The organism is Mesorhizobium sp. P160187 (genome assembly GCF_057766425.1).
The window spans coordinates 631,572-655,908 of record NZ_JBYMDX010000003.1 but is presented as its reverse complement, the minus strand read 5'-3'; the positions used below and the strand labels follow the sequence as shown (position 1 = coordinate 655,908).

The following is a 24,337-nucleotide window of genomic DNA, read 5'->3' as shown; positions in this document are numbered from 1 at the left end:
CAGCCTTGTGGCCGAGGGCATTTGACGTCGACAGCGCCGGCGGAATGCTGTCGCCAAATTCTCGATCGGCCGTGCCCTCAGCCTGGCGCCAGTTGCGGCCGGCGTGCCTCCAAAGCCATCTTCAACGCCGCCAGGCAACCGACAATGCCAAGTGGCACGAAGGCCAGGTACAGCCAGCCGGCGACGTGCGCTGCTGCCTCGCGGTTCAGCCCGTCCGAAAAGCCGCTGGCATTGGCGATGATGCCGGCCATGGCGGCGCCCACGGCGTAGCCGATGCGCTGCATGGTCGGCACGGCGGCCGAGGCGATCGTCTGCTCGCTGTCGCGGGCCGAGGCGACGATGATGCGGGTCAGGAAGGGCCATGACACGCCGAAGCCACCGCCTTGCAACAAAGCGCAGAGCAGGATCAGCGGGATCGAGCCGGCGGGGATGGCATAGGCGAAACCGGCGAGGCCGGCTGCAATCATCAGCGCGCCGATGACGAGGATCTGCCGTTCGCGCTGCAGCGGCGCATTGGCGACGGCGATCGACAGGATTGACCAGGCGATCGATTCGGCGGCGATGATGTAGCCTGTGGTCAGGATCGGGATGCCGTGCAGCGTGGTAAGCAGAAGCGGCCCGTAGATGGAAAAAGAGACTGTCGCCACCGAGAAGGCGGCAACCATGGTCATGCCGCTGCCGACCGGCGAGCGCCATGAGAACAGGCCCGACGGGAACAGTCGCGATTGCGGCTTAATGGCGTCGACGAAAACGAACAGCGCCAGGCCGGCGAGGCCGATGATCAGCAGCAGCGACGATCGAAGCAAGGCGACGTCGACGCCTGCGGTGGCGATCAGCACGACGGCGATGGCGAGGCAGCCAAGTGCTGCATAGGGGAAGGGCGGCGAGGTGCCGGCGGCGGCTTGCGGCTTCGTCGCTTCCGGCGTGTTCAGGACGATGAAGCTTGCCGATGCCATGGCAATGCCACCCAGCACGAAGACGCCGAAGGCCCAGCGCCAGGACAGGAGCTCGACCATGATCGCGCCGAGCATCGGGCCGCTGAACGCGGCGACGCCCCAGATCGCCGACATTATGCCGAACAGCTGTGGCCAGATGTTGCGGTTAAACAGCCGCACGACCGAGACGAAGGCCAGCGACACCAGCGCACCGCCGCCGAGCCCCTCGACCAGACGGCCGGCAAGAAACACCGGCATGGACGGCGCGGTGGCGCAGATCAGGGCGCCCACGGCATAGAGCAGGGCGGCGACCGTGACGTTGGAGCGTAGAGCGACATAGCTGACCAGCCGCCCGGCCGCTGCGCCGGCGACAATGGCGCCGAGCTCGTAGACGGCCAGCGACCAGCCGACGAACTGCACACCGGCGAGGTCCCCGACCATGGCCGGCATGACCGTCGCCACCATCGTCTCGTTGGTGGCGTGCAGCAGGATGCCGAGGCTGATGAAGCAGAAGCGCGCGAGGTCGCCGCTTGCCCACAATGCCCGCCAGTCGACCTTGTTGCTGGTGATTTCAGTCATTCTTTTACCCTGCCTTTGCATATCTCGATGCCGGCGCATGGCGCCAGAAGCCAGTGGGGGCTTTCCGGCGGGGCCATGCGCGCTGTTTCAGTCAGGCGAGTTGTAAAACCTCAAGCGCAGTTGAGCTCAAGTGGCTTTTTATCGAAGTGCAAACGGTCGAGATTGGCCGGAAGCCTCTCCGCTTGATGCGCCGGTCAGTTCTCAATGCTGCGCAGCTGAAACTGGCTGACGCCGATCGCGATGTTGATACCGGTCTGCGTCTGCAGGCTGAGCGGCTGCAGGGTGAGGGCCTGCGAGGAGCCGCCGACCAGGAGATTGGCGCCGGCGCCGACCGCAGCGGTCACTTCGGCGCTGGCGCCGATATAGTCGCCGGCCAGCGCGCCGGGCGCATAGATGTTCCTCAGCGGCGTCAGCACCAGCCATTGCATGACGGTCTGCTTGGTGGTGCCGATGTCGAGCCCGTATTTGTTGACGGCGCCGAAATAGGCTTCCGGCGAAAAGCTCTTGTCGGCCGGCGTGAAGGTGCAGCTCAGATCCTTGCTGGAGCCGAAAACGAAGCCGGTGCCGCCGCCGATGGCGCAATCGAGCACACCGAGTTCGATGCCCTGGTCTTGCGCTTGGGCCTGGGCGGTACAGATGATGGTGATAGCGGCGGCGATGGCTGGTTTCAGCACGGCGGATCCCCCAAAAAGCATGCGGCGCGAAACAGTAACCTGTTCCGCGCCGCGCGTAGAGGGATCAGTCGATCCTTATTTGCCGACGCTTATTTGAACGAGTGGATCAGCTCCAGGGAGGTCACGGCGACCGCTACATTGACGCCGGTCTGCGCCTGGACGCTGAGCGGCTCCAGCACAAAGGCGCCGTCGAGCCCGCCGACCAGCAGATTGGCGCCGCCGCCGGTCACCACGCTCGCCTCGGCGTTGACGCCGTAATAATGGCCGGCAAGGTCGCCCTCGTCATGGCCGCGGGTGGCGGCCAGAACCGCCCACACCAGCTGGCCCTGATGCGTCTGGCCGAGATCGACCCCGAGCTTGGAGATCATCCCCGTGTATTTCTCGGACGGCCCATGGTGATAAGGGCGGAACGTGCAGTCGACGCCCTTGTTCGACGTGATGACGTAACCGACGCCGTCGATGGTGCAATCGAGCGTGCCGAGCTGAAGCTTGCCGGCGCTGGCGGGAACGGCAAGCAGCGTCGTGGCAAGTGCCGCGGCACAGATGATTTTCTTGATCATGGGTCAGTCCTTTCGAAAATGCCTTCAACAACGGTTGAATGGCCCGGAGCGTTCCGCTGAAAACTTGGCGCGATCAAGGCAGGGGTTAACGCTTTGCCCCGGTGGTTAAGATTGGGTGATAGTGGGGTTTTCTGGACACGCATCCCTAGCGGAAGCGCTCTGCGCTTTCCCGGGGAGAAACCGCTCACGCGGCGCACCGCATCAGGAATGGAACGTTGTTATAAAAGGCCGCGGATGGCGGCGCGCCGGCCGCATCTCAGCCGGCGGTGGCGCCCGATGTGCGCGACAGGCCGTCCTTGGCCGGCTGGTAGGTCGGGTCGAGATGGACGGCTTCGCGGTAGGCCTTCGAGGCCTTGACCTTGTCGCCGCGGCGCTCGTAGATCAGCGCCTGGTTGGACCAGGCTTCGGCGTTCTTGCCGTCGAGTTTGATGGCCATGTTGAAGTCGGAGAAGGCGTTGTCCTCGTCATTCATGGCGAGATAGGAGAGGCCGCGGCCGTTGTAGGGTTCGGCGGCGTCCGGCGCCAGCGAGATGGCGGTCGAGAAATCCTCGATGGCAAACTTGTGCTGGCCCTGGCTTTGATAGATCAGGCCGCGATTGTGGTAGGCGCGGGCATCCGTGGTGTCGAGCTGGATCGCCTTCTGGAAATCGTTGAAGGCCTGCTGGGTCTGGCCTGCCTTGCGATAAAGGTTGCCGCGGCCGATATAGGCGGCGTCATAATTTGCATTGATCTGGATCGAGCGGTTGTAGTCGGCAAGGGCGGCCGCCTGGTTGCCGAGGAAGCGCTGGATCAGCGCTCGGTTCGAATAGGCTTGGTAGAAATTCGGGTTGAGCTGGATGGCGGTGTCGAAATCCTTCAGCGCCGCCTGATACTGGCCGCCACGGCCATAGGCCGAGCCGCGCACATTGTAGCCTTCCGGATCCTGCGGATTGCGCTGGATCACCGCCGACAGCGAGGAGATGTTCTCGCTCGAGCCTTGCGCCTTGTCGATGTTGTTGAATTCGCCGGTCGGAACGCTCTGGCAACCGGCCAGCACCAGGCCGGACATCAGGGCTGCCGCCAGGGCCAAACCGCGCATTGTGGTTCTGCGCTCTACGCCGATTGCGTTCATGTCTGCCCTGTCCTCACTTCAGCCGCGCCGTCCAGGTCCCCCTCCGGGCCGGGTCACAGATTGTCGTAACAAAATCTAGAACGCCGTTTGCGCGTTCAAGGGAACGGCCTCTAACAGAATGGCGGCGCTCCAAACAAAAAGGTGGCGGCGATTCCGCATCGCGCCACCTCAGAGTATCCTTCGAAAAGGACGAAAAATTGGCGTCAGAACCGCGGTGGACGCGGAGCACCACCAGGACCACCGGCGGCGCCGGCAGCAACCGGGCGCGGCGTCATCGGCAGCAGGCCTTCGCGCTGGGCGCGCTTGCGGGCCAGCTTGCGGGCGCGGCGAACGGCTTCGGCCTTTTCACGGGCGCGCTTCTCGGAAGGCTTCTCGTAATGGCCGCGCATCTTCATTTCGCGGAAAATGCCTTCGCGCTGCATCTTCTTCTTGAGAGCGCGAAGCGCCTGATCAACGTTATTGTCGCGGACGAGTACCTGCACGGGCAATCCTGTCTTTCGGGTTTGATATCAACAGGCAAGTGGCCATAGCCACATGCCTCCGCGGCGCTTTACACCACGAATTGTGGCGGCTGATAGCAGAATCAGGCCGCGCTGTCCACACTGGAAATGAAGGACAACCGCCAATTTGCCACGGCAGCCCCGAGATAGGGCGCCAACTAGGCGCTGGCCAGATGGAGCCGTGCGAAATCCTCGAAGAATTCGCCGTAATCGCAGGTAATTTCCTCACCGGCTGATATATCTCGGGTGGCCGTGGCGCCGCCATATTGCGAAAAATCCGTGTTCGGCCGCTCGGCGTGGTTCATGAAGCGGCCATTATCGACTTCATAGACCATGAAGCCGGGACGGTCGGGGCTCGGATAGGCATAGCGGTCGAGCAATTCCTTGAGGTGCGGCGGCGCCGCCTCGTATTTGTCCATCGGGATCAGCCGGTCGAAATCCGGATCGAGCCGCCATATCGAGGCGCCCTTCCTGATCGGCTCGGCGGCGAATACGCCGACGCCTTCGATTGCGCTCTGGGCGACATAGGTCCTGATCAGCAGCATGTCCGTCCTCCTCACCCGAAACCGAATCGCCAAATCGCGTGGAAAAAGCAAGTCCGGTTTCGGGTTCTATGGCTGATCGGCGCGGGCGATGACCCGCGAAATGCTTCACGTCCGGGTGATCGAGACGCCGCCATCGGCAAACAGCGCCGATCCTGTGGTGAAGCTCGACGCATCCGATGCCAGGAAGAGCGCAGCGCGGGCGATCTCTTCAGGCACAGCGACACGTTTCAAGGCATGCAGGTTTTCCACGAAAGCGCGTGATTCCGGCGTCTTGAATGTTGCCGACGGGGTGTCGGTGCCACCCGGCATCAGCGCGTTGACCCGCACGCCCCTGGGGCCGTATTCGGCGGCCAGTACCTGCGTCAGGCCGATCAGTCCGGCCTTGCTCGCGGCATAGCTGGTCATGCCCGGCATGCCGACTGTGTGACCGACGAAGGTCGAGGTGAAGATCAGCGATCCGCCGCCGCGTTCGACCATCGCCGGCACCTGGTATTTCGCGCCGAGAAAGGCGCTGGTCAGATTGGCGTCGAGCGTCTCGCGCCATCCGTCCAGCGACAGTTCCGAAATCGGACCCATCGTTCCGACGGAGCCGACATTGTTGAAGGCGATATCGAGCCCGCCGAATTTTTCGACGGCGAGATCGACGAGGGCTTTTGCATAGGCTTCGTCGCGGACATCGCCGGCAAGCGCGACTGCCGTGCCGTCGGCGTCCTCGATTTCGACGACCAGCGCATCGAGTTCGGCCTGGCGGCGGGCGGCGATGACGACCCTGGCGCCTTCTTCGGCGAAGAGTTTTGCGGTGGCGCGGCCGATGCCGGAACTGGCGCCGGTGACGATGGCGGCTTTATTGGCGAGTGCGAACATTTTCTTACATCCTTTCATCGCGCCGGCTGTGCCGGCAACCGGGATGTTGATCGCAGTTCGAGACGGTGCTAGCCACCCGATACGTGCTCGACTTGCTGAATGGCTTCGCAGCGGCACAAGCGCCGCGCGCCGGACTATTGCTTCAGCAGCCAGCCGAGGCGATCGAGCGAAAATGCGTAGCTGATGGCGATGAGCAGCGTGATGACAACGCCCGTAGTCGTGTGACCGGCGGCATAGAATCCGGCTGCACCGCCAAACAGGATGGCCAGTTCAAGCACCAGCCTGACTGCGCCTGGTACAGGAACCGGCGCGCGTCCGGACCGGCTCGGATCGCCGCGCACCGCGAAGGTTCCCCACAGCGCAGCTGCAATGAACGGCAAGGCCAAGGCGAGGACCCAGCGCCACCATCCGCCGGAGAGGCTCCAGCCGGCAAAGCCGAGGCCAAGCAAGGCGGCAAGTTCCAGCAGGAAACGCAAGGTCAGATTCCACCAGGCGTTGCCCATATACGTCCTCCAGAGTCTCGCGATCGCCAGTGTGTCCGAACGCAGCCATGCCTGCCAGCCCGGGCAGGTCTTTTCCACCGCGGCGCAAAACGGCAAGCGCCGTCGCAAACAGCGCAAGGGTGGAAGCGCCGTTTCGCTAGTGATACACCTCGCGCGCCGGGGCTGCGTAAAATACCCCACCGCCATTTGCGAGGCTGGAACGTTGAAAAAATATTCGGTATTCGCCATCGCCCGCGAGGCCATGCGCGGCCACAAGGGCTGGGAGGAACAATGGTCCTCGCCGGAACCGAAGAAGGAATATGACGTCATCATCGTCGGCGCCGGCGGTCATGGCCTGGCCACCGCTTACTATCTCGCCACCGTGCACGGCATCACCAATGTCGCGGTGCTGGAAAAGGGCTGGCTAGGCGGCGGCAACACCGGGCGCAACACCACCATCATCCGCTCCAACTATCTCTATGACGAGAGCGCCGGCATTTACGACCATGCGCTGAAGCTGTGGGATGGGCTCTCCCAGGAACTCAACTACAACGTCATGTATTCGGCGCGCGGCGTCATGATGCTGGCGCACAATGTGCACGACATCCAGGTGCTGAAGCGCCATGTCCATGCCAACCGTCTCAACGGCATCGACAATGAATGGCTGACGCCCGAGCAGGCGAAGGAATTCTGCCCGCCGCTCAACATTTCCAGGCAGGCGCGCTATCCCGTTGTCGGCGCCGCCTTGCAGCGGCGAGGCGGCACGGCGCGTCACGATGCGGTGGCCTGGGGCTATGCGCGCGGCGCTTCGGCGCGCGGCGTGCACATCATCCAGAATTGCGAGGTCACCGGCGTCAAGCGGGCGGCCAATGGCGCGGTCATGGGCGTCGACACGACGCGCGGCTTCATCGGCGCCAAGAAGGTCGGTGTGGTGGCTGCAGGCCATTCCTCGGTGATCATGAACATGGCCGGCGTGCGCATGCCGCTGGAAAGCTATCCGCTGCAGGCGCTGGTGTCGGAGCCGGTTAAGCCGGTGGTGCCTTGCGTGGTGATGTCGAACACGGTGCACGCCTACATCTCGCAGTCCGACAAGGGCGAACTGGTGATCGGCGCCGGTACCGACCAGTATGTCTCCTATTCGCAGACCGGCGGCCTGCACATTTTGCAGCATACGCTGGACGCCATCTGCGAGATGTTCCCGATCTTCACCCGCATGAAGATGCTGCGCTCGTGGGGCGGCATCGTCGACGTGACGCCCGACCGTTCGCCGATCCTGGCCAAGACGCCGGTATCAGGCCTCTATGTCAATTGCGGCTGGGGCACGGGCGGCTTCAAGGCAACGCCCGGCTCAGGCCATGTCTTTGCCCACACGATTGCCAAGGACGATCCGCATCCGATCAACGCGCCCTTCACCATCGAGCGCTTCCGCACCGGGCGCCTCATCGACGAGGCAGCAGCGGCGGCGGTGGCGCACTGATGATGGTGGAACTGGCTGTAGCGGTGCCGCTGGTGCTGGCGGGGGAGCAGGACCTGTTCCATTTTCCGTCACCGGACGAGGTGCGGACGCAGCCGATCAGCCGCGCCGGCAACGAAGCCAATTGGCCGTTTTCGATCGACGCCGGCATTCTGGCATGCGTGTGGAGCGGTGGCCAGAAGGTGGTCATCTTCATGGAGAACAGGCCCTCCGATCTCGGCGAGGACGACACATTCGATGCGCGCAGCGTCATCGTAACGACCGATCCGTTTCAGCTCACGATCGGCAACATGGCGTATCGCGAGCTGTTTCGCCCCGCCGCAAGTGTAGAGGAGCGCATTCGGCTCGTCGCGCCTTTTGCGGCGATGGGCCAGAGGCTTTGCAACCAACCGGCCGGCGCGCATGTCGGCCACGGCGAATTGTAGGAACGAACGATAATGCTTCTCATCCGCTGCCCCTATTGCGAGGAAGAGCGCCCGGAGCTCGAGTTCCGTAACGCCGGCGAGGCGCATATTGCGCGTTCGGCCAACATGGCGGGCGAGAGCGACGACGACTTCGAAAAGTTCTTCTTCATCCGCTCGAACCCCAAGGGCATCATCTATGAGCGCTGGCGCCACATCCATGGCTGCGCGCGTTTCTTCAACGCGGTGCGCGACACCGTCACCGACAAGTTCGTCATGACTTACAAAGCCGGCGAGCCGAAACCGTCCAAGCTGCCCAAAAACTCCAACGAAATGGCTTCCAAATGAGCGGCGCGTTCCGCATTCCGAGCGCCGGCCGTCTCAGCCAGGCCAAGACCGCGCGGTTCTCTTTCGACGGCCAGTCTTACACCGGCATCGAAGGCGACACGCTGGCCTCGGCGCTGCTTGCCAATGGCGTGCATCTGGTGGGACGTTCGTTCAAGTATCACCGTCCGCGCGGCTTCCTGTCGGCCGGAGCGGAAGAGCCAAATGCGCTGGTCGAGGTCAAGCGCGACGCGGCACGCAAGGCGCCCAACATCCGCGCCACGGTGCAGGAGCTCTATGACGGGCTCGTCGCCAACTCGCAAAACCGCTGGCCGTCGCTCGCCTTCGACGTCGGCGCGGTCAACGATCTGGCATCGCCGCTGTTTTCGGCCGGTTTCTACTACAAGACCTTCATGTGGCCGAAGGCGGCCTGGAAGAGTCTCTACGAGCCGAAGATCCGCGCCGCGGCGGGTCTCGGCGTTTCGCCCGACAAGCCAGATCCCGACCATTATTCCTCGCGCTATGCGCATTGCGACGTGCTGGTGCTGGGCGGCGGTGCGGCCGGCATCGCGGCAGCGCTTGCCGCTGCCGAAACCGGCGCGCGTGTCATCCTCGTCGACGAGCAGGCCGGCTTCGGCGGCAGCCTGCGTTTCGAGAGCGGCGCCAGGATAGACGGCCATGACGGCTTTGGCTGGGCGCAAGCAGCGGTAGCCAAGCTTGCCGCCATGGACAATGTCCGTGTGCTCTCGCGCACGACGGCGTTCGGCTATTACGCGCAGAATTTCGTCGGCCTGGTCGAGCGGGTCAGCGACCATCTGCAAAACCCCGGCCACGATTTGCCGCGCGAGCGCCTATGGCAGGTACGCGCCAAGCGCGTGGTGCTGGCGACCGGCGCCATCGAACGCCATATGGTGTTTGCCGACAATGACCGGCCCGGCATCATGCTGGCCTCGGCGGCGCGGACTTATCTCAACCAGTACGGTGTCGCGGTCGGCAAAAATGTCGGCGTCTACACCGCCAATGACTCGGCCTACTCCGCCGCGATCGACCTGAAGAAGGCCGGCGTCAACGTGGCGGCGATCGTTGACCTGCGCGACCATCCGACCGGACCTGTGATCGACGAGGCGAGGGCGCTCGGGATCGAGGTCAATTTCGGCCGCGCGGTGATCCGCGCCGGCGGCAAGTTGCGCGTGACCTCGATGACGGTGCAGCCGAAGAATGGGGGCGGCGAGCGCACCATTCCGGTCGACGCCATCCTGATGTCGGCCGGCTGGACGCCGTCGGTGCATTTGTTCTCACAGTCGCGCGGCAAGGTCGCCTTCAATGACGAGACCAAGCGCTTCGTGCCGGGCATCTATGCGCAGGACTGCGTTTCGGTCGGCGCCTGCAACGGTACGGATGGGCTCTCGGCGTCGATCGACGAAGCCTATGCGGCCGGCGCCAAGGCGGCGAAGGATGCGGGCGGCAAAGTGGCCAAGGGCGTTAAGCCGAAGGTCGACGCGTCGGAAAGCTGGTCGCGCGGCATGCTGGGCGCGGCGCCCGGCGCCGGGCCGGACAAGACGGTCAAGGCCTTCGTCGATTTCCAGAACGACGTCACCGCCAAGGACATCCGCCAGGCGGTGCATGAAGGCATGCGCTCGATCGAGCACGTCAAGCGCTTCACCACCAACGGCATGGCGACCGACCAGGGCAAGACCTCCAACATGCACGGCCTGGCGATTGCCGCCGAGACGCTGGGCAAGCCGATCCCCGAGGTCGGGCTGACCACGTTCCGCGCACCCTATACGCCTGTCACTTTCGGCGCGATCGTCAGCCATTCGCGCGGTCCGCTGTTCGACCCGACACGCAAGACCGCGATCCATCCCTGGGCGGAAGCTCAAGGCGCGGTGTTCGAGGATGTCGGCCAGTGGAAGCGCGCCTGGTATTTCCCCAAACCCGGCGAGGACATGCACAAGGCGGTCGACCGCGAATGCGTCGCTGTGCGCAGCAATGCCGGCCTGTTCGATGCCTCGACGCTGGGCAAGATCGAAGTGGTCGGACCGGATGCGGCCAGGTTCATGGAACTGCTCTACACCAATCCATGGGAGAAGCTGGAACGCGGCCGCTGCCGCTATGGCATCATGCTGCGCGAGGACGGCTTCATCTATGATGACGGCGTCGTCGGCCGACTGGCGCCGGATCGTTTCCATGTGACGACGACAACCGGCGGCGCGCCGCGCGTCATGAACCACATGGAGGACTATCTCCAGACCGAGTTCCCGCATCTCAATGTCTGGCTGACGTCGATCACCGAACAATGGGCGGTCATCGCCGTGCAGGGGCCGAAGTCGCGCGACATCATTGCACCGCTGGTCGAAGGCGTCGACATGTCGGACGAGGCGCTGCCGCATATGTCGGTGCGCGAAGGCAAGATCTGCGGCGTGCCGACCAGGCTGTTTCGCATGTCGTTCACCGGCGAGCGCGGTTTTGAAGTCAACGTGCCGGCCGATCACGGCCAGGCCGTCTGGGAAGCGCTGTGGGCCGAGGGCCAAAAGCATGGCGCGACTGCCTACGGCACCGAGGCGATGCACGTGCTGCGCGCCGAAAAGGGCTACATCATCGTCGGGCAGGACACGGACGGTACGGTGACGCCGAACGATGCCGGGCTCGACTGGGCGGTCGGCAAGAAGAAGACCGATTTCGTCGGCATTCGCGGCCTGACGCGGCCCGATCTGGTCGCCAAGGGCCGCAAGCAGCTGGTCGGCTTGAAGACCAAGGACCCGAAAGTGGTGCTTGAGGAAGGCGCGCAGATCGTCGCCGACCCGAAGCAGGCGATCCCGATGAAGATGATCGGTCACGTCACATCCAGCTACTGGTCGGAAAATTGCGGTCGCTCGATCGCGCTGGCGCTGGTTGCCGGCGGGCGCGACCGGATGGGCGACACGCTCTATGTGCCGATGCCGAACGGGATGATCGAAGTGGAGGTTACCGGCATGGTGTTCTTCGATGAGACGGGAGGGCGCCTCAATGGCTAAGGCTGCTGCAAAGAAGACGGCCCCAGCTGCAGCGCCGTCGGTCGAGCGCCGCCCGGCCCTGGCTGAACGCGTCGTTTCCGCAACGGATGTCAAGGTCGAGGTGCTGCCGCCGGCGGAGCGCATGTCGCTGCGCGCGCCGGAGGCTTCCGTCGCGGCGCTGTCGAAGGCGCTCGGCCTGACCTTGCCGAAGCAGCCGAAAACTTCGGCGGCCAAGGCTGGCCGCACGGCGCTGTGGCTCGGCCCTGACGAGTGGCTGGTCATCGACGAGGCCGGCAAGGATCCGCTGGCCGATTGTGCTGGGGTTGCCGCATTGCATTCGGCGGTCGGCATCTCGCACCGCAACGTCGCCTTCGCCGTCACCGGCCCAGCGGCGGCCGCCGCGATCAATGCAGGCTGCCCGCAGGATTTGTCGCTCGAGGCTTTTCCGGTGGGCGCGGCGTCGCGCACCATTCTCGGCAAGTGCGAAATCCTGCTGCTGCGCACGGCAGCCGATGCCTTCCGGGTCGAGTGCTGGCGTTCCTTCTCGGACTATGTCTTTACTTTCCTGTCGGAAGCAGCCAGCGACGCGGCGGCGTAGGAACGTTTGACGGGTCAAGCCGTTCTGCTTCCCTCATCAGGGAGAACATACGATGCCGTCGAAAGCGCCGCCGAAGTCAGCTGGCAAGACGTCCGCCGTGCGCTCACTCGAACATGAGCAGCATCACGAGGTGACTGCCGAAGAGGAACTCGAGGAAGGCCTCGAGGACACGTTTCCGGCCAGCGATCCGGTGTCGATCACCTCGACCGCCATCCCAGGCGCGCCGGCAAGACCCCGCAGGGCCAAGACGGTGCCGGGTCGCAAACCGCGCAAGAAATAACCGTTCGGCTACGCCAGGTTTGAACTCAGGAAAAGCCGGCTTGCGCTGAGGAAATGGGGGCGCTGAGGAAAAAACGGGCGGCCGGGATTATCCTGCCGCCCTTAAGTTAGTCGTTGTGCTGTGGTCGAGCCCGATCAACTTAGAACGTGCTCGGCACGATCCACGGGTTGATCTCGATGCCGAAACGCGGGCTCTTGGCCTTGACGTCGGACTTTTCGACCGAGCCGGTCACGGCGCAATCGAGCTTGGCATTGGTCGTGGTGTCGACGCAGGTGGCGGCGGGGGCCTGCTTGGTCGAGTGTGTGTTGTTGGCGGCGAAAGCCGAGCCGGAGAGAGCCAGCACGGTGGCGAGAGCGAGAAGGGTCTTGTTCATGTCTGTCTCCATCGGTTAAATTTTTTTCGTACATGTACGATACAACGTACACATACGTCCACCGAGATGGGTTTTCAAGTCGGAAAACGTACGCGTACGAAAAATCTTTTTGAACGCCGAAAATTGCGGCGCACTGACACAGCCGAAGCTGTCAGGCCGGACGTTGAATTGGAGGGGCGGGGATGCTCAGCAGTCGACCGGGGTCTCGGTCAGCGGCGGCACATTCTGAGTGCTGAGCGTGGCGAGTGTGAAATCGCACATCCGCGTCACGAAAGCCTGCGGATCGCCGAAGGGGTAGAACGGGAACGTGATCAAAAGCGAGATGGTGCCGTGGCCGACTGCCCAAAGCATGGTGGCGATGGCGCGCGGATCGCCCTGCAGCTTGCCTGCGGCAACGCAGGCCTCGACCCTGGATATCAGCGCTTTCATCGCCGGGTTGGCCTCTTCCATGTCCTCATAGCTTCTGCCTTCCGGCAGCTTGGTCTTTTCGGTCATGAACACGGTGCGGTATTCGTTGGGATTGCCGAGCCCGAAGGCAGAATATTCGGTCATCACCGCACGCAAAGCCTCGATCGGATCGTCGGAAGGGTGCTCCTCGATGCGGCGGGCAAGTGTTTCGAAGGCATCCTCGGCCAGCGCAAACAGGATGTCTTGCTTGTCGGCGAAGTAGGAATAGACCGACATCGGAGCATAGCCGACCCGCTTGGCCAACTTGCGGATGGTCAGGCCTTCATAGCCCTCTTCCTTGACGAGCTTGTGGGCTGCGTCGAGCAGTTCGGAACGCAGTTCGGCCTTTTGTTTCTCGCGGCGTTTCTGGACGCTCAGTGGCAAGATCCGGTGCCTTTGGTTGGTTGTGCATGACTAAATATATACGCTGTACGGAAACGGGCAAGGGCGCTGTCAGGGGCATCAAAAAGCGACCTCAAGCTTTCTCTCGAATAGTCGTGCCCGTTCTGGTCCATTTCGCCAGCATCTATGTCACAGCATGTGTAACCTGGGCGCACGCAGGCAACATCGGACTGTTACAAACAAAGCCTATTTGGCGGCTCTGCAAGAAATTTCGGTTTTGGGGGGCCTCTATGGCTTCGATAGAGCTTTCGTCCGGGCTGCCGGGCGCACATCCACTTTCTCATGGCGCAAGGCTAGCGCTCAGGCGGGTCGTGATAGTCGCATGGCTGGCGATCGCAATCGGCTTCGCCATGGAAGCGCTTATCTTGACTGCCGGATTTGCGGCAGGTTCGCACCCGGCGCCAACCCAGGTTCTGATAGACTTGGCGCAAGGCGTGACCTGGTCATTCTTCGTCTGCGCCGGCGTCAGCCTCGGCACGGCGATCACCAAGGTGCGAGCCTCGCTTGGCGGCCTTATCGCCATGATCTCGGGGCCGCTGGCCATGGGCATCGCCAAAGGTACGCAAAAGGTGATGGTGAGCGCGCTTGATGTATCGGCAAAGCCCGTGATCCTGTCGCTCACCACGCTCGGTATGTTGCGGGCGATCGAGTATGGTTTGCTGGGCTGGATGCTGGCTTCGCTGGCATCCAAGGAAGAACCTCGCTCGCTGCATTTCATGCTGGCGGGTGCCTTGGCCGGCGCGGTGTTCGGCGGCGGGATCACGGCGCTAACGATCGAGACTGCCGCAGCCAAGGACATTGCGCTGGCATTGCCGCAGGCTGTCGCCACCGGCCTCATTGAGATCGTGTTTCCGATCGGATGCTCGCTGGTCGTCTACATCGCCCTGCAAGTTAGCCGGCACATGAAGTTCATTTCCAGCGATGCGCGCTAGAGCAGGATGATTTCAGGTCGAATTGACCTGAAATCTGAATCCGGGTCTAATCAAATTGATAGAGCATGATGTCGTCCGAAAACCGCTTCACACTTTCGGCATCATGCTCTTTGTACAGACGGTGATCGGTTTGCGTCCTGTTTCCAGGCCGGTTGCCACCTCCGTATGGGCTTGCTCCCCGGTCGGGGAACGGAACTGATCCGATCTGTCATCAAATCGCGCCGACCACAATATCTCATTGTCGAGTCAGGTTCGGTCGATCAGCTTGGCGGCAAGGTGCGACAGCAGCTTCACCGCTTCGCCATAGGTCCTGGCCTTTTCGGGATTGGAGGCGTTGCCGTCGAGCGCCCGCTTGTAGACGCCCTGACAGATGGCCGCCAGGCGGAAGAAGGAGAAGGCGAGGAAGAAGCTCCAATTGTCGATGCCGGCCAGCCCGCGCCGACGGCAATACGCCGCGACATAGGCTTCCTCCAAGGGCAGGCCGAGGGCGGCGCGGTCGACGCCGCCAAGACCGCGAAAGCCCGAGGCGTGCGGCAGGCGCCATTGCATGCATTGATAGGCGATGTCGGCGAAGGGATCGCCGAGTGTCGACAGTTCCCAGTCGAGCACCGCCAGCACTTTCGGCTCACTGGCTGCGAAGATCATGTTGTCCAGCCGGTAGTCGCCATGCACGAGGGATATCCGGCCGTCATCGGCCGGCGTATGCGTCTCCAACCAGGCGATCAGCCGGTCCATGTCGGCGACCGTGCCGGTCTCCGAGGCGCGGTACTGGCTGGTCCAGCGTGCCAGCTGGCGTTCGAAGTAATTGCCGGGTTTGCCGAAATCGCCGAGCCCGACCGCCTCGACATCGACATCGTGCAGGGCCGCCAGCGTGGCGTTCATAGCATCGTAGAGGGTGGCGCGCTCATCGTTGCCAGCGGCCTCCGGCACTGCCGGATCCCAGAAGATGCGGCCGTCGAGAAAATCCATGACGTAGAACATGCGGCCGATCGGCGTCGCCTCCGCCGACAGATGCAGCATCGCCGGCACCGGCACGGCGGTGCCGGCCAGCGCCTTCATGACCGTGAATTCGCGGTCGACCTGATGCGCCGATTTCAGCAACTGGCCCGGCGGCTTGGCGCGCAGGACATAGCGGCCGCTGGCCGCGGTCAGCAGATAGGTCGGGTTCGACTGGCCGGATTTGAATTTTTCGATGGAATGAAGCCCGGCAAATCCCGGGATGTGCGCCTCGAGATAGGGCGCTAGTGCCGTCTGGTCCAGCGCGTTGGCGTCGCCGCTCATGCGGTCTCCGGCTCACGCTCGATCAGCGTCAGCGTCAGCCAGCGCGCCGTCAGCGCCGGCTTCTTCGAGCCTTCGATCTCGATGGTCACGTCATGCGCCGTCTGCACCCAGCCCGACGGCCTGACCTTGACGTCGGCCAGCACGAAGCGGGTGCGGATGCGCGCGCCGGTCTTCACCGGCGCCAGGAAGCGCAGCGAATCGAAACCGTGGTTGACGCCCATCTTGCCCTTTTCCAGCGGCGGCATGGTCTCGAAGGTCATCGCCGAGAGCAGCGACAACGACAGGAAGCCATGCGCGATGGTGCCGCCGAACGGCGTCTCGTTTTTGGCCCGCTCGGGGTCGCAATGGATGAACTGGTGGTCGTCGGTGGCGTCGGCGAACTGGTCGATCATGGTCTGTGTGACCTCGCGCCATGGCGAGACGCCGACTTCCTTGCCGACGCTGGCCAGAAGCACATCGAGACTGATCGGTTCCACTGCGGTGTCCTCCCCTTGCCGCCGACCGCGGCTCATTCCTTGAACAATGTCAGCCCATGCTGCACCGACTGCCCGCCGTCGATCGGCAGGATGGCGCCGGTGACATAGGAACCGGCACGGCTGCACAAATAGAGCGTTGCGCCGCCGATGTCATCCGCCACGCCGATACGGCCGATGGGGACATGGCTGCCGACATGTCTGGCCTTTTCTTCGGTGCCGGTGGCAAAGGCGGTCATCCGGCTCTGGAAGGGGCCGGGCGCAAAGGCGTTGACGGTGATGCGCCGCGCCGCGAGCTCGATCGCCAGCGTGCGCGTCAGGTGGTGAACGGCGCCTTTGGAGGCCGTGTAGGAATAGGCATCGTCGGCCAGCGGCTGCGTGCCCATCACCGAGCCCAGATTGATGACGCGGGCCGGATCGGCATCGCTGGCCGCAGCTTCCAGCAGCGGCAGCAATTCGCGCGTCAGATGGAAGACGGCGGTGACGTTGACGGCGAACACCTTGGCCCAGCCGCTATAGGGAAAATCCTCCAGGGAGGCACCCCAGGATATGCCGGCATTGTTGACCAGAATATGCAGCTTCTCGGTGCGCGCCTTGACCTCGCCGACCAGCGCGGCAATGCCTGCTTCGCTCGAGACGTCACCGGCAAAGCCTTCGGCACTGCCGGAGCCGCCGAGCCCGTTCAACTCAGCGGCGACCTTGATGCAATCCTCGCCCTTGCGCGAAGCGATCATCACGGTGGCGCCGGCTTGGACCAAAGCGGTCGCCACCATGCGGCCGATGCCGGTCGCGGCTCCCGTCACGAGCGCGGTCTTGCCGACCACTGAGAACAACTCGTCGAGATAGCTCATCGATCCTCCGCCTCTTCCTTGCCGCCCGGCAAGAGTTCGCGTTGACAAGGCTATCCGAAGTACGGTCATCCTTGCCACGGGTAAAGTGCCTGGATGCGTGAAAGGGTTGGAGACCGATGGCGGACATGAATCTCGGCATGACCGAGCGGCTGAAGCCGATCCACGCCCGCGTCGCCGCCATGGTGCGCGACGAGATCATGCCGCTCGATCATGAGTTTTTGAGCGAGGTCGGCAAGGGCGGCGACCGCTGGGTCTATACCGCGCGGCAGACCGAAATCCTCGAAGGGTTGAAGAAAACGGCCAAGGAGCGCGGCCTGTGGAATTTCTGGCTGACCGGCTCCGAGCGCGGCTATGGGCTGTCAACCGTCGAATATGCCTATCTGGCCGAGGAGATGGGCAAGGCGCATCTCGGCGCCGAGACCTTCAACTGCTCGGCGCCCGACACCGGCAATATGGAGGTGCTGGAGCGCTACGGCTCGGACGACCACAAGCAGGCATGGCTTGAGCCGCTGCTCGAGGGCAAGATCCGCTCGGCCTATCTGATGACCGAGCCTGACGTTGCGTCCTCCGACGCCACCAACATCGCCATGCGCTGCAAACGGCAGGGCGAAAACTATGTGCTGAACGGCGAGAAATGGTGGGCATCAGGCGCCGGCGATCCGCGCTGCGCCATCTATGTCGTCATGGTCCGCACCGGCGGCGAAGCCGATCCGCAGCACCGCCGCCACTCGATGATCTTGGTGCCGTCCGGCACCAAGGGCGTGACCAAGCTGCGGCCGATGCAGGTCTATGGCGACGACGACGCGCCGCATGGCCACATGCATCTTCGCTTCGACAATGTGCGGGTGCCGGCCGGAAACCTGATCCTCGGCGAGGGCAGGGGGTTCGAGATCGCCCAGGGGCGGCTTGGCCCCGGCCGCATCCACCATTGCATGCGCGCCATCGGCCAGGCCGAAATGGCGCTGGAGCTGCTGTGCCAGCGCTCGGTGCGCCGCGAGGCCTTCGGCCAGCCCTTGGCCAAGCTCGGCGCCAATTTCGACATCATCGCCGAATGCCGCATGGAGATCGAGATGGCGCGGCTGCTCTGCCTCAAGGCGGCGTGGATGATCGACCAGGGCGATGCGCGCGCAGCCGCGCCCTGGATCAGCCAGATTAAGGTCATCGCACCGCGCGTCGCGCTCAAGGTCACCGACGAGGCAGTGCAGATGTTCGGCGCGCAAGGCATCAGCCAGGACACGCCGCTGGCACGCTCATGGACGCATCTGCGAACCCTGCGCCTCGCCGACGGGCCGGACGCCGTGCACCGCCGGCAGGTGGCGCGCACGGAGCTCAGGAAATACACGCAGGAAAGGGTTCTGAGTGGATGAAAACCCTCATCGCCCGCGATTTCGCGCCGCTCGACCAGCTCGTCCATGCCGACAATCTGAAGGAGCTGGTCGGCTGGCATCTCGCCGGCAAGGTTCGGCCGGCCATCGAAGGCACTTATCCGCTGGCCGATGCCGCCGCCGTGGTGACGCGCGTGCTTGGCCGTGGCGCATCCGGCAAGCTCATCCTCAAACGTTAAGGAGCCCCGCCATGCCGATACCTTCAGACATGAGAGCACTGCTGCTGACCGGCGACGGCTACACCAGGACGCCCTCCGGCAGCGTGCTGGAGGCGATGGAGCCGTATCTCAAGCTTGGCAGCATCGGCGTGCCGACGCCCGGACCGAGCCAGGTTCTGATCAAGGTCAGCCTCGCCTCGATCAACCCGTCCGACGTCATGTTCATCAAGGGCCAGTACGGTCAGCCGCGCGCCAAGGGCCAGCCGGCCGGCTTCGAGGGTGTCGGCACGGTCGTTGCCAGCGGCGACGAGCCCTATGCGAAAAGCCTGATCGGCAAGCGCATCGCCTTCACCACAGGCGTCACCAATTGGGGCGCGTGGGCGGACTATGCAGTTGCCGAAGCTGCCGGCTGCATTCCGCTGCTCGACACGGTCCGCGACGAGGATGGCGCGGCGATGATCGTCAACCCGCTCACGGCGCTCGCCATGTTCGACATCGTCAAGGAGACGGGCGAAAAAGCCTTCATCATGACCGCCGGCGCCAGCCAGCTTTGCAAGCTGATCGCGGGTCTCGCCAAGGAGGCTGGGTTCCGGCCGATCGTCACCGTGCGCCGCGACGAGCAGATTCCGCTGTTGAAGGAGATCGGGGCTGCCCATGTGCTCAACGAGAAGGCGCCGGATTTCAAGGCAGCACTACGCGATGTGGTCAAGGCCGAGCAGCCGCGCATCTTCCTCGATGCCGTGACCGGGCCGCTGGCCTCGGCGATCTTCGACGCCATGCCGAAGCGCTCGCGCTGGATCATCTATGGACGGCTCGATCCGGACACCACTGTCATCCGTGAGCCCGGCCAGATGATCTTCCAACACAAGCACATTGAAGGCTTCTGGCTGGTCGAATGGATGCGCCACTTCCGCGACAAGCGCGGCCCGGCGATCATGGAAGCACAAAAGCGCTTTTCGGATGGGCGCTGGTCGACCGACGTGACGGCGGTGCTACCGCTGGATGAGGCGATGGCGAAGGTCCCGGCGGAGCTGGCCAAGCCGAACGGGAAGGTGTTTATCAGGCCGTGACTTTCGACCCTCCCCCTTGTGGGGAGGGTCGACGAAAGAGCAATTTTGCTCTTTCGTCGGGGTGGGGGTCTTGGCTCCTACCTCTGTTATTCGCGGGAGCGCTGCACCGACGTTAGTTGGCGCTGCACCCCCACCCCGGACCTGCGGTCCGACCCTCCCCACAAGGGGGAGGGTAAGCGGAGCTACTCCGCCGGCTCCACATTCGTGTACGCCGCTTCCTCAAGCTCCCGCTTCAGCCTCGCTTCCTCATGCGTCTTCGGCGTGACGAAGCGGCCGAGCAGGAGGTAGGCGACCGGGGTCAGGAATAGCGTCGAGACGGTGGCGAGACCCAGCCCGCCGACGATGACCCAGCCGAGCGCGATGCGCGCTTCGGCACCGGCGCCGGCGGCCAGCACCAGCGGGACCCCGCCGAGGATGGTGCAGATCATCGTCATCATCACCGGCCGCAGGCGGATGATCGAGGCCTGCTCGATCGCCTCGCGCACGCCGAGGCCGCGGTCGCGCAGCTGGTTGGCGAATTCGACGATGAGAATGCCGTTCTTGGCCATTACGCCGACCAGAAGCACGAGGCCGATCTGGCTGTAGGCATTGAGGCTGGTGCCTGACAAAAGCAGCGCAAAGATTGCGCAGGCAAGGCCGAGCGGGACCGTCGCCATGATGATGACGGCGCTGACGAAGCTTTCGAACTGGGCTGCGAGCACCAGGAGGATGATGACCAGCGCGAAGCCGAAAATGGTGATCATGGCGCTGTTGGTCTCGCCGAGCGTCGCGGCTTCGGCCAGCGGCAGGACGCGGCTGCCCGGCGGCAGCAGCGGGGCGGCGATCTGCTCGGCAACGCCGAGCGCGTCACCCAGTGCGAAATTGCCGTTCAGGTTCGAGGTGATCGCCACCGAAGGCTGCTGCTGTTCGCGGGTCAGCGACGGCGGCACGGCGCGCTCGGTCAGCGTGGCGATGGTCGACATTGGCACGAAGCGGCCGTCGGCGGTCTTCAGGAAGATGTTTTCCAGATCGGTCGGATCATTGATCGGGTTGGTGGTCGAGACCAGCTTCACGCCATAGCTGCGGTCGGCGATGTAGACATCGACGACATCGTTGCCGTCGAGCATCGCCTGCAAGGTGTTGGCGAGCCCTGATATGTCGATGCCGAGATCGGAGGCGCGCTCGCGGTCTATGGCGACAGCCAGCTGCGGCTGCGTCGGGTCGATGGAAAGCCGCGGCGTCTGGAAGCGCGGATCGGCCTGCATCCGGGCGATGATCTTCACCGCCGCGTCGCCGAGCGCCTTGCGGTCGTTGCCGACCAGCGCGAATTGCAGGCCGTTGCCGGCGCCGCGAATGCCGAGGCTATTGGCCTGCACCGGGAAGATGCGCACGGATGGCACCTGCCGGGTCAGCTGGCTTATCTGCGCCATGATCTCCTGCTGGCTGCGCGTGCGCTCGTCCCACGGCGCCAGCGTCATCACCATGAAGCCGGAATTGTAGGCGCCGTTCTGGCCGGCGTTTTCGAAGGTCGAGACGATCTCACCGGAATCGCGCAGCGGCTGGATCAGCCGCTCGATCTTCTGCATCTGCTGCGTGGTGTAATCGAGGCTGACGCCTTGCGGCGCGTTGATGCGCAACAGCACGACGGCGCGGTCCTCGCTCGGCGTCAGTTCCTGGCGGATGGTGCCGAACAGGCTGAAGGCGACGCCCGCAAACAGCACCGCAACCAGCAGCACGATCCACGGCGCGCCAAGGCAGGCATGCAGGGCGCGCTTGTAGGCCGCGTTCAGCGCGCCACCGACGCGCGCGCCAATGCCGTGACCGCCTTCATGGTGGAGCGATGCGCCGGTCAACATGCGCGAGGCCAGCATCGGGCACAGCGTCAGCGCCACCACGCAGGAGAGCAGCACCGACATGGCGAGGACGAAGCCGAATTCGCGAAACAGGCCGCCGGTCTGTCCCGGCAGGAAGGAGATCGGCACGAAAACGGCAACGAGCGTCAGCGTCGTGGCGATGACTGCGAAGAACACTTCCTGGGCGCCGAGCACGGCGGCGGCACGAGGCCCCATGCCTTCGTTGCGCCGTCGCACGATGTTTTCCAGAACGACGATGGCGTCGTCGACGACAAGGCCGGTCGCCAGCACCAGCGCCAGAAGCGTCAGGATGTTGATGGAGAAGCCGGCGAGATAGATGGCGGCGATGGTGCCAATCATGGCGACCGGCATTGAGAGACCGGGGATCAGCGTCGCGCGCCAGTCGAGCAGGAAGATGTAGATGACGATCAGCACCATGGAGATCGACAGGCCGAGCGCGATCTCGACCTCGTGCACGGCGCCGTTGACGAAGACTGCGTCGTCGCTGGTGATCTTAATCGACATGCCCTTGGGCAGGTTTTCCTGCAGCTTGGCGACGGCTGCCTTCACTCCGGTGGAAATGTCCAGCGTGTTCGATTCCGCCTGACGGATGATGCCAAGGCCAATGCCGGTCTTGCCGTCGGAGCGCAACGAGGTCTGGCCGATGTCGGGACCAAGCGTGACGGTGGCGACGTCGCGGATGCGCGTCGTGCCGCCGATGATGATGTTTTCGAATTCTTCCGGCGTCGTCACATCGGCCGTGGTGCGGACGATGAGATCCTGGTTGGTGGTGGTGATCGAACCGGCTGGTGAATCGAAAGCGACCGAGGCAAGCGCTGCCCTCAGATCGGCGACAGTGAAGCCGAGGCTGGCGAGCTTGTTCTGGTCGACATCGATGCGGAAGATCTTGTCGCGGTCGCCATAGACCTGAACGTCGGCGACGCCAGGCACGGCAGCCAGTTCGTCCTCGATCTGGTCCTGGACAATCACCGTCATGTCCTGCACCGACATGGTGTCGGAGGTGACGGCCAGTCGCATCACGGCATCGGAATTGGCATCGGCCTTGACGATGCGCGGCGGATCGGCGGTCTCCGGTATCATGTTGGCGACACGGCCGACCGCGTCGCGCACGTCGGAAGCGGCGACGTTCAAATCGACGCCGTCGTTGAACTCGATGGTGACGCGGCTCTGGCCGAAGGACGAGGTCGACGAGATCGACTTGACGCCGGATACGCGCGCGACCGCACCCTCGATGGTGTCGGTCAGTTCACGGTCGACGGTTTCGGCGGCGGCACCCTCGAAAGCCGTCGACACGGTGACCACGGCGCGGTCGACATCGGGCAGTTCGCGGATTTCGACGCCGTAGAAAGCGGCAAGGCCGGCCACTGCGATCAGCGTGTTCAGCACGAAGGCCATGACCGGCCTGCGGATGAAGAGAGCGGTGAAGCCGGTTTCGCTGGCGGTGCTGACAGGCGCGGTCATGAGCCTTCGGCCGCGTCCGCGGCGCGCTGATCCTGGCCGGCGATGCGGACCGCGCCGCCTTCGCTGACGCTCTGGGTGCCTTCGGTCACCACCATGTCGCCATCCTCGATCTCAGCGTCGATCAGCACCGTCTCGGTGTTGCGCTGGATGATGCGCACGGGAACGCGCCTGGCCTTGCCGTCCTCGACCTGCCAGACATAGGCGCCGTCGGAACCCCACAGGATCGCCAGGGGGCTGACGGCCGGGTAGGTGTCGCCGGGGAAGCGCATGGTGATGCCGAACGACATGCCGGCGCGCAGCGAATCCGCCGGATTGGCGATTGCAGCCTTGACCAGCAGAGTGCGGCTCTTTTCGTCGATGTGGTTGTCGATGGCCGACACGGTGCCGGTATAGGCCTTGCTCGGATTGGCGATCGGCGTCGCCGACAGTTGCGCGCCGACCTTGACGGCGGCGGCAAAGCGCTCGGGCACCAGGAAATCGACCAGGATGGAGGAGCGGTCGTCAAGCGTGGCGATCGCCGACTGGCTGGTGACGTAATTGCCGGCCGATATCGGCAGGATGCCGACCGTGCCGGCGATAGGGGCGACGATCGAACGACGCTGCAAGGCGAGTTCGGCATCCTGCAGCGCCAGTTTGGCGCCGGCCAGCACCACTTGGGCATCGGCGACGGCGACCGGGGTCGCGGCGTTGGAGGCCCTCAATGATTTCACCCGCTCGAGCTTGTCCTGGGCATCCTGCAAGGCGAGCTTGGCACGATCCTGCGAGATCACCTCGGTCTCGGAATCGAGAACAGCGATGATCTGCCCCTTGTCGACGCGGGTGCCGGACTGAACGAGGAATTCAACCAGCCGGCCGGAGCTGTACGGGTTGACCGTCACCGAGGCGTTGGCGCGGCCGGTGCCGATCGCCTGCAGGCGATCGTTGATGGTGGCGGTGGCCGCAGGCAAGGCGACGACATTTGCCGGGCGGCCGGCAGCGTTGCGACCGCCTGCCTGTTTTGTCGTGTCGACCGCACCGGTTGTGGCGGGCGCCGAAGCATAGGTCCAGTCGATGCCCCAGCGTGCCAGAACCTCCGGCGCGCCCGGGAAGAATCGCGCCCAGGCGAGGACAGCCGCGACCAGGATCACAAGCGCAAAAACGATCTGTTTCCAGGCGACCATCGACACTCCGGTTGGCAAAACGTCTACCGGTTTCACCAAGCAAAAAAACGCGCAGCGACGCACCCGGTATGTGCGAAGCCGCCGCAATATCATGGCTTTATGGCAATTCTGCCGCTTCCATGCACATTAAATCTGCGTAATTTTGCGCACCTGCGGCCGGGATTGAGCGTG

At 63.9% G+C, this 24,337-nt stretch carries 25 protein-coding genes; 10 read left to right on the top strand and 15 right to left on the bottom strand.

Features of this window, described 5'->3' with window-relative positions; all coding sequences use genetic code 11:
* Positions 1-77: 77 nt before the first annotated feature.
* The 8 genes from AC3CCE_RS06465 to AC3CCE_RS06430 form a co-directional block, all read right to left on the bottom strand.
* Positions 78-1,514: an MFS transporter gene (locus tag AC3CCE_RS06465; RefSeq protein WP_352624737.1), complete on the bottom strand. Its 1,437-nt coding sequence runs from the start codon at positions 1,512-1,514 to the stop codon at positions 78-80.
* A 194-nt stretch (positions 1,515-1,708) separates the two neighbouring features.
* A complete protein-coding gene (locus AC3CCE_RS06460) occupies positions 1,709-2,188 on the bottom strand; it encodes a DUF992 domain-containing protein (RefSeq protein ID WP_352624735.1) in 480 nt (159 codons plus the stop codon).
* A gap of 89 nt (positions 2,189-2,277) precedes the next feature.
* Complete coding sequence (locus AC3CCE_RS06455) at positions 2,278-2,748, bottom strand: DUF992 domain-containing protein (protein WP_352624733.1); 471 nt, start codon at positions 2,746-2,748, stop codon at positions 2,278-2,280.
* 256 nt (positions 2,749-3,004) lie between these two features.
* Positions 3,005-3,859 carry a tetratricopeptide repeat protein gene (locus tag AC3CCE_RS06450; protein WP_023714058.1) on the bottom strand — a complete coding sequence of 285 codons (855 nt, stop codon included), beginning with the start codon at positions 3,857-3,859 and terminating at the stop codon, positions 3,005-3,007.
* 203 nt (positions 3,860-4,062) lie between these two features.
* Entirely contained in the window at positions 4,063-4,341 is a 279-nt protein-coding gene (rpsU, locus tag AC3CCE_RS06445; protein ID WP_023671138.1) for a 30S ribosomal protein S21, read from the bottom strand.
* Between the two features lie 176 nt (positions 4,342-4,517).
* Positions 4,518-4,904, bottom strand: a complete 387-nt coding sequence (locus tag AC3CCE_RS06440; protein WP_023671139.1) for an SET domain-containing protein — start codon at positions 4,902-4,904, stop codon at positions 4,518-4,520.
* A 105-nt stretch (positions 4,905-5,009) separates the two neighbouring features.
* The gene (locus AC3CCE_RS06435; protein WP_023704048.1) at positions 5,010-5,768 is read right to left on the bottom strand and encodes an SDR family oxidoreductase; all 759 of its coding nucleotides are present in this window, start codon (positions 5,766-5,768) and stop codon (positions 5,010-5,012) included.
* Positions 5,769-5,902: 134 nt separating this feature from the next.
* Positions 5,903-6,271 (bottom strand): YrdB family protein, encoded by a 369-nt coding sequence (locus tag AC3CCE_RS06430; protein WP_023683195.1) that lies wholly within the window; start codon positions 6,269-6,271, stop codon positions 5,903-5,905.
* A 202-nt stretch (positions 6,272-6,473) separates the two neighbouring features.
* Here AC3CCE_RS06430 and AC3CCE_RS06425 point away from each other — a divergent pair, with 202 nt between their 5' ends.
* From AC3CCE_RS06425 to AC3CCE_RS06400, 6 genes are read left to right on the top strand one after another with little or no spacing between them, the layout of a single operon-like run.
* On the top strand, positions 6,474-7,727 hold the full coding sequence (locus AC3CCE_RS06425) for a sarcosine oxidase subunit beta (RefSeq protein WP_023686460.1): 1,254 nt from the start codon (positions 6,474-6,476) through the stop codon (positions 7,725-7,727).
* A complete protein-coding gene (locus AC3CCE_RS06420) occupies positions 7,727-8,149 on the top strand; it encodes a hypothetical protein (RefSeq protein ID WP_023686459.1) in 423 nt (140 codons plus the stop codon). Before AC3CCE_RS06425 ends, AC3CCE_RS06420 begins: the two co-directional genes overlap by 1 nt.
* Before the next feature lie 12 nt (positions 8,150-8,161).
* Positions 8,162-8,473, top strand: a complete 312-nt coding sequence (locus tag AC3CCE_RS06415) for a sarcosine oxidase subunit delta (protein ID WP_023683197.1) — start codon at positions 8,162-8,164, stop codon at positions 8,471-8,473.
* Complete coding sequence (locus AC3CCE_RS06410; RefSeq protein WP_023814643.1) at positions 8,470-11,463, top strand: sarcosine oxidase subunit alpha; 2,994 nt, start codon at positions 8,470-8,472, stop codon at positions 11,461-11,463. Before AC3CCE_RS06415 ends, AC3CCE_RS06410 begins: the two co-directional genes overlap by 4 nt.
* A complete protein-coding gene (locus AC3CCE_RS06405; RefSeq protein WP_352624728.1) occupies positions 11,456-12,040 on the top strand; it encodes a sarcosine oxidase subunit gamma in 585 nt (194 codons plus the stop codon). Before AC3CCE_RS06410 ends, AC3CCE_RS06405 begins: the two co-directional genes overlap by 8 nt.
* Before the next feature lie 52 nt (positions 12,041-12,092).
* A complete protein-coding gene (locus AC3CCE_RS06400; RefSeq protein ID WP_352624726.1) occupies positions 12,093-12,320 on the top strand; it encodes a hypothetical protein in 228 nt (75 codons plus the stop codon).
* Between the two features lie 139 nt (positions 12,321-12,459).
* On the opposite strand, the gene AC3CCE_RS06395 is transcribed toward AC3CCE_RS06400, so the two are convergent.
* Both AC3CCE_RS06395 and AC3CCE_RS06390 read right to left on the bottom strand, forming a co-directional pair.
* The gene (locus AC3CCE_RS06395) at positions 12,460-12,693 is read right to left on the bottom strand and encodes a DUF680 domain-containing protein (protein WP_352624724.1); all 234 of its coding nucleotides are present in this window, start codon (positions 12,691-12,693) and stop codon (positions 12,460-12,462) included.
* Between the two features lie 186 nt (positions 12,694-12,879).
* Positions 12,880-13,524 (bottom strand): TetR/AcrR family transcriptional regulator, encoded by a 645-nt coding sequence (locus tag AC3CCE_RS06390; RefSeq protein ID WP_352560355.1) that lies wholly within the window; start codon positions 13,522-13,524, stop codon positions 12,880-12,882.
* Between the two features lie 26 nt (positions 13,525-13,550).
* Between AC3CCE_RS06390 and AC3CCE_RS06385 the strand changes: the two genes are divergently transcribed.
* On the top strand, positions 13,551-14,474 hold the full coding sequence (locus AC3CCE_RS06385; RefSeq protein WP_352624721.1) for a hypothetical protein: 924 nt from the start codon (positions 13,551-13,553) through the stop codon (positions 14,472-14,474).
* A gap of 246 nt (positions 14,475-14,720) precedes the next feature.
* Here AC3CCE_RS06385 and AC3CCE_RS06380 read toward each other — a convergent pair whose 3' ends face one another.
* Genes AC3CCE_RS06380 through AC3CCE_RS06370 form a run of 3 tightly spaced genes read right to left on the bottom strand, consistent with a single transcriptional unit; the run spans position 14,721 to position 17,079 of the window.
* Positions 14,721-15,755: a phosphotransferase gene (locus tag AC3CCE_RS06380; protein ID WP_352624719.1), complete on the bottom strand. Its 1,035-nt coding sequence runs from the start codon at positions 15,753-15,755 to the stop codon at positions 14,721-14,723.
* Positions 15,752-16,267 carry a MaoC family dehydratase gene (locus AC3CCE_RS06375; protein ID WP_280790513.1) on the bottom strand — a complete coding sequence of 172 codons (516 nt, stop codon included), beginning with the start codon at positions 16,265-16,267 and terminating at the stop codon, positions 15,752-15,754. Before AC3CCE_RS06375 ends, AC3CCE_RS06380 begins: the two co-directional genes overlap by 4 nt.
* On the bottom strand, positions 16,264-17,079 hold the full coding sequence (locus AC3CCE_RS06370) for an SDR family oxidoreductase (protein WP_352624717.1): 816 nt from the start codon (positions 17,077-17,079) through the stop codon (positions 16,264-16,266). Before AC3CCE_RS06370 ends, AC3CCE_RS06375 begins: the two co-directional genes overlap by 4 nt.
* Before the next feature lie 116 nt (positions 17,080-17,195).
* On the opposite strand from AC3CCE_RS06370, the gene AC3CCE_RS06365 reads away from it, so the two are divergent.
* From AC3CCE_RS06365 to AC3CCE_RS06355, 3 genes are read left to right on the top strand one after another with little or no spacing between them, the layout of a single operon-like run.
* The gene (locus AC3CCE_RS06365) at positions 17,196-18,446 is read left to right on the top strand and encodes an acyl-CoA dehydrogenase family protein (RefSeq protein ID WP_488377117.1); all 1,251 of its coding nucleotides are present in this window, start codon (positions 17,196-17,198) and stop codon (positions 18,444-18,446) included.
* Positions 18,443-18,643 (top strand): zinc-binding dehydrogenase, encoded by a 201-nt coding sequence (locus AC3CCE_RS06360; protein ID WP_488377116.1) that lies wholly within the window; start codon positions 18,443-18,445, stop codon positions 18,641-18,643. Before AC3CCE_RS06365 ends, AC3CCE_RS06360 begins: the two co-directional genes overlap by 4 nt.
* Before the next feature lie 11 nt (positions 18,644-18,654).
* Positions 18,655-19,692 carry a zinc-binding dehydrogenase gene (locus AC3CCE_RS06355; protein ID WP_352624713.1) on the top strand — a complete coding sequence of 346 codons (1,038 nt, stop codon included), beginning with the start codon at positions 18,655-18,657 and terminating at the stop codon, positions 19,690-19,692.
* Between the two features lie 182 nt (positions 19,693-19,874).
* On the opposite strand, the gene AC3CCE_RS06350 is transcribed toward AC3CCE_RS06355, so the two are convergent.
* Entirely contained in the window at positions 19,875-23,006 is a 3,132-nt protein-coding gene (locus tag AC3CCE_RS06350) for an efflux RND transporter permease subunit (protein ID WP_352624341.1), read from the bottom strand.
* Entirely contained in the window at positions 23,003-24,166 is a 1,164-nt protein-coding gene (locus AC3CCE_RS06345; protein ID WP_023686447.1) for an efflux RND transporter periplasmic adaptor subunit, read from the bottom strand. Before AC3CCE_RS06345 ends, AC3CCE_RS06350 begins: the two co-directional genes overlap by 4 nt.
* Positions 24,167-24,337: the final 171 nt, after the last annotated feature.

What these genes read in the sequence shown, in the direction of transcription:
- AC3CCE_RS06405 (WP_352624728.1), top strand. Translation starts at nt 11,456, where the DNA reads ATGGCTAAGGCTGCTGCAAAGAAGACGGCCCCAGCTGCAGCGCCGTCG.
- AC3CCE_RS06385 (WP_352624721.1), top strand. Translation starts at nt 13,551, where the DNA reads ATGACTAAATATATACGCTGTACGGAAACGGGCAAGGGCGCTGTCAGG.
- AC3CCE_RS06395 (WP_352624724.1), bottom strand. Translation starts at nt 12,693, where the DNA reads ATGAACAAGACCCTTCTCGCTCTCGCCACCGTGCTGGCTCTCTCCGGC.
- AC3CCE_RS06360 (WP_488377116.1), top strand. Translation starts at nt 18,443, where the DNA reads ATGAAAACCCTCATCGCCCGCGATTTCGCGCCGCTCGACCAGCTCGTC.
- AC3CCE_RS06420 (WP_023686459.1), top strand. Translation starts at nt 7,727, where the DNA reads ATGATGGTGGAACTGGCTGTAGCGGTGCCGCTGGTGCTGGCGGGGGAG.
- AC3CCE_RS06450 (WP_023714058.1), bottom strand. Translation starts at nt 3,859, where the DNA reads ATGAACGCAATCGGCGTAGAGCGCAGAACCACAATGCGCGGTTTGGCC.
- AC3CCE_RS06345 (WP_023686447.1), bottom strand. Translation starts at nt 24,166, where the DNA reads ATGGTCGCCTGGAAACAGATCGTTTTTGCGCTTGTGATCCTGGTCGCG.
- AC3CCE_RS06355 (WP_352624713.1), top strand. Translation starts at nt 18,655, where the DNA reads ATGCCGATACCTTCAGACATGAGAGCACTGCTGCTGACCGGCGACGGC.
- AC3CCE_RS06375 (WP_280790513.1), bottom strand. Translation starts at nt 16,267, where the DNA reads ATGAGCCGCGGTCGGCGGCAAGGGGAGGACACCGCAGTGGAACCGATC.
- AC3CCE_RS06380 (WP_352624719.1), bottom strand. Translation starts at nt 15,755, where the DNA reads ATGAGCGGCGACGCCAACGCGCTGGACCAGACGGCACTAGCGCCCTAT.
- AC3CCE_RS06350 (WP_352624341.1), bottom strand. Translation starts at nt 23,006, where the DNA reads ATGACCGCGCCTGTCAGCACCGCCAGCGAAACCGGCTTCACCGCTCTC.
- AC3CCE_RS06455 (WP_352624733.1), bottom strand. Translation starts at nt 2,748, where the DNA reads ATGATCAAGAAAATCATCTGTGCCGCGGCACTTGCCACGACGCTGCTT.
- AC3CCE_RS06430 (WP_023683195.1), bottom strand. Translation starts at nt 6,271, where the DNA reads ATGGGCAACGCCTGGTGGAATCTGACCTTGCGTTTCCTGCTGGAACTT.
- AC3CCE_RS06365 (WP_488377117.1), top strand. Translation starts at nt 17,196, where the DNA reads ATGGCGGACATGAATCTCGGCATGACCGAGCGGCTGAAGCCGATCCAC.
- AC3CCE_RS06400 (WP_352624726.1), top strand. Translation starts at nt 12,093, where the DNA reads ATGCCGTCGAAAGCGCCGCCGAAGTCAGCTGGCAAGACGTCCGCCGTG.
- AC3CCE_RS06440 (WP_023671139.1), bottom strand. Translation starts at nt 4,904, where the DNA reads ATGCTGCTGATCAGGACCTATGTCGCCCAGAGCGCAATCGAAGGCGTC.
- AC3CCE_RS06370 (WP_352624717.1), bottom strand. Translation starts at nt 17,079, where the DNA reads ATGAGCTATCTCGACGAGTTGTTCTCAGTGGTCGGCAAGACCGCGCTC.
- AC3CCE_RS06415 (WP_023683197.1), top strand. Translation starts at nt 8,162, where the DNA reads ATGCTTCTCATCCGCTGCCCCTATTGCGAGGAAGAGCGCCCGGAGCTC.
- AC3CCE_RS06410 (WP_023814643.1), top strand. Translation starts at nt 8,470, where the DNA reads ATGAGCGGCGCGTTCCGCATTCCGAGCGCCGGCCGTCTCAGCCAGGCC.
- AC3CCE_RS06435 (WP_023704048.1), bottom strand. Translation starts at nt 5,768, where the DNA reads ATGTTCGCACTCGCCAATAAAGCCGCCATCGTCACCGGCGCCAGTTCC.
- AC3CCE_RS06465 (WP_352624737.1), bottom strand. Translation starts at nt 1,514, where the DNA reads ATGACTGAAATCACCAGCAACAAGGTCGACTGGCGGGCATTGTGGGCA.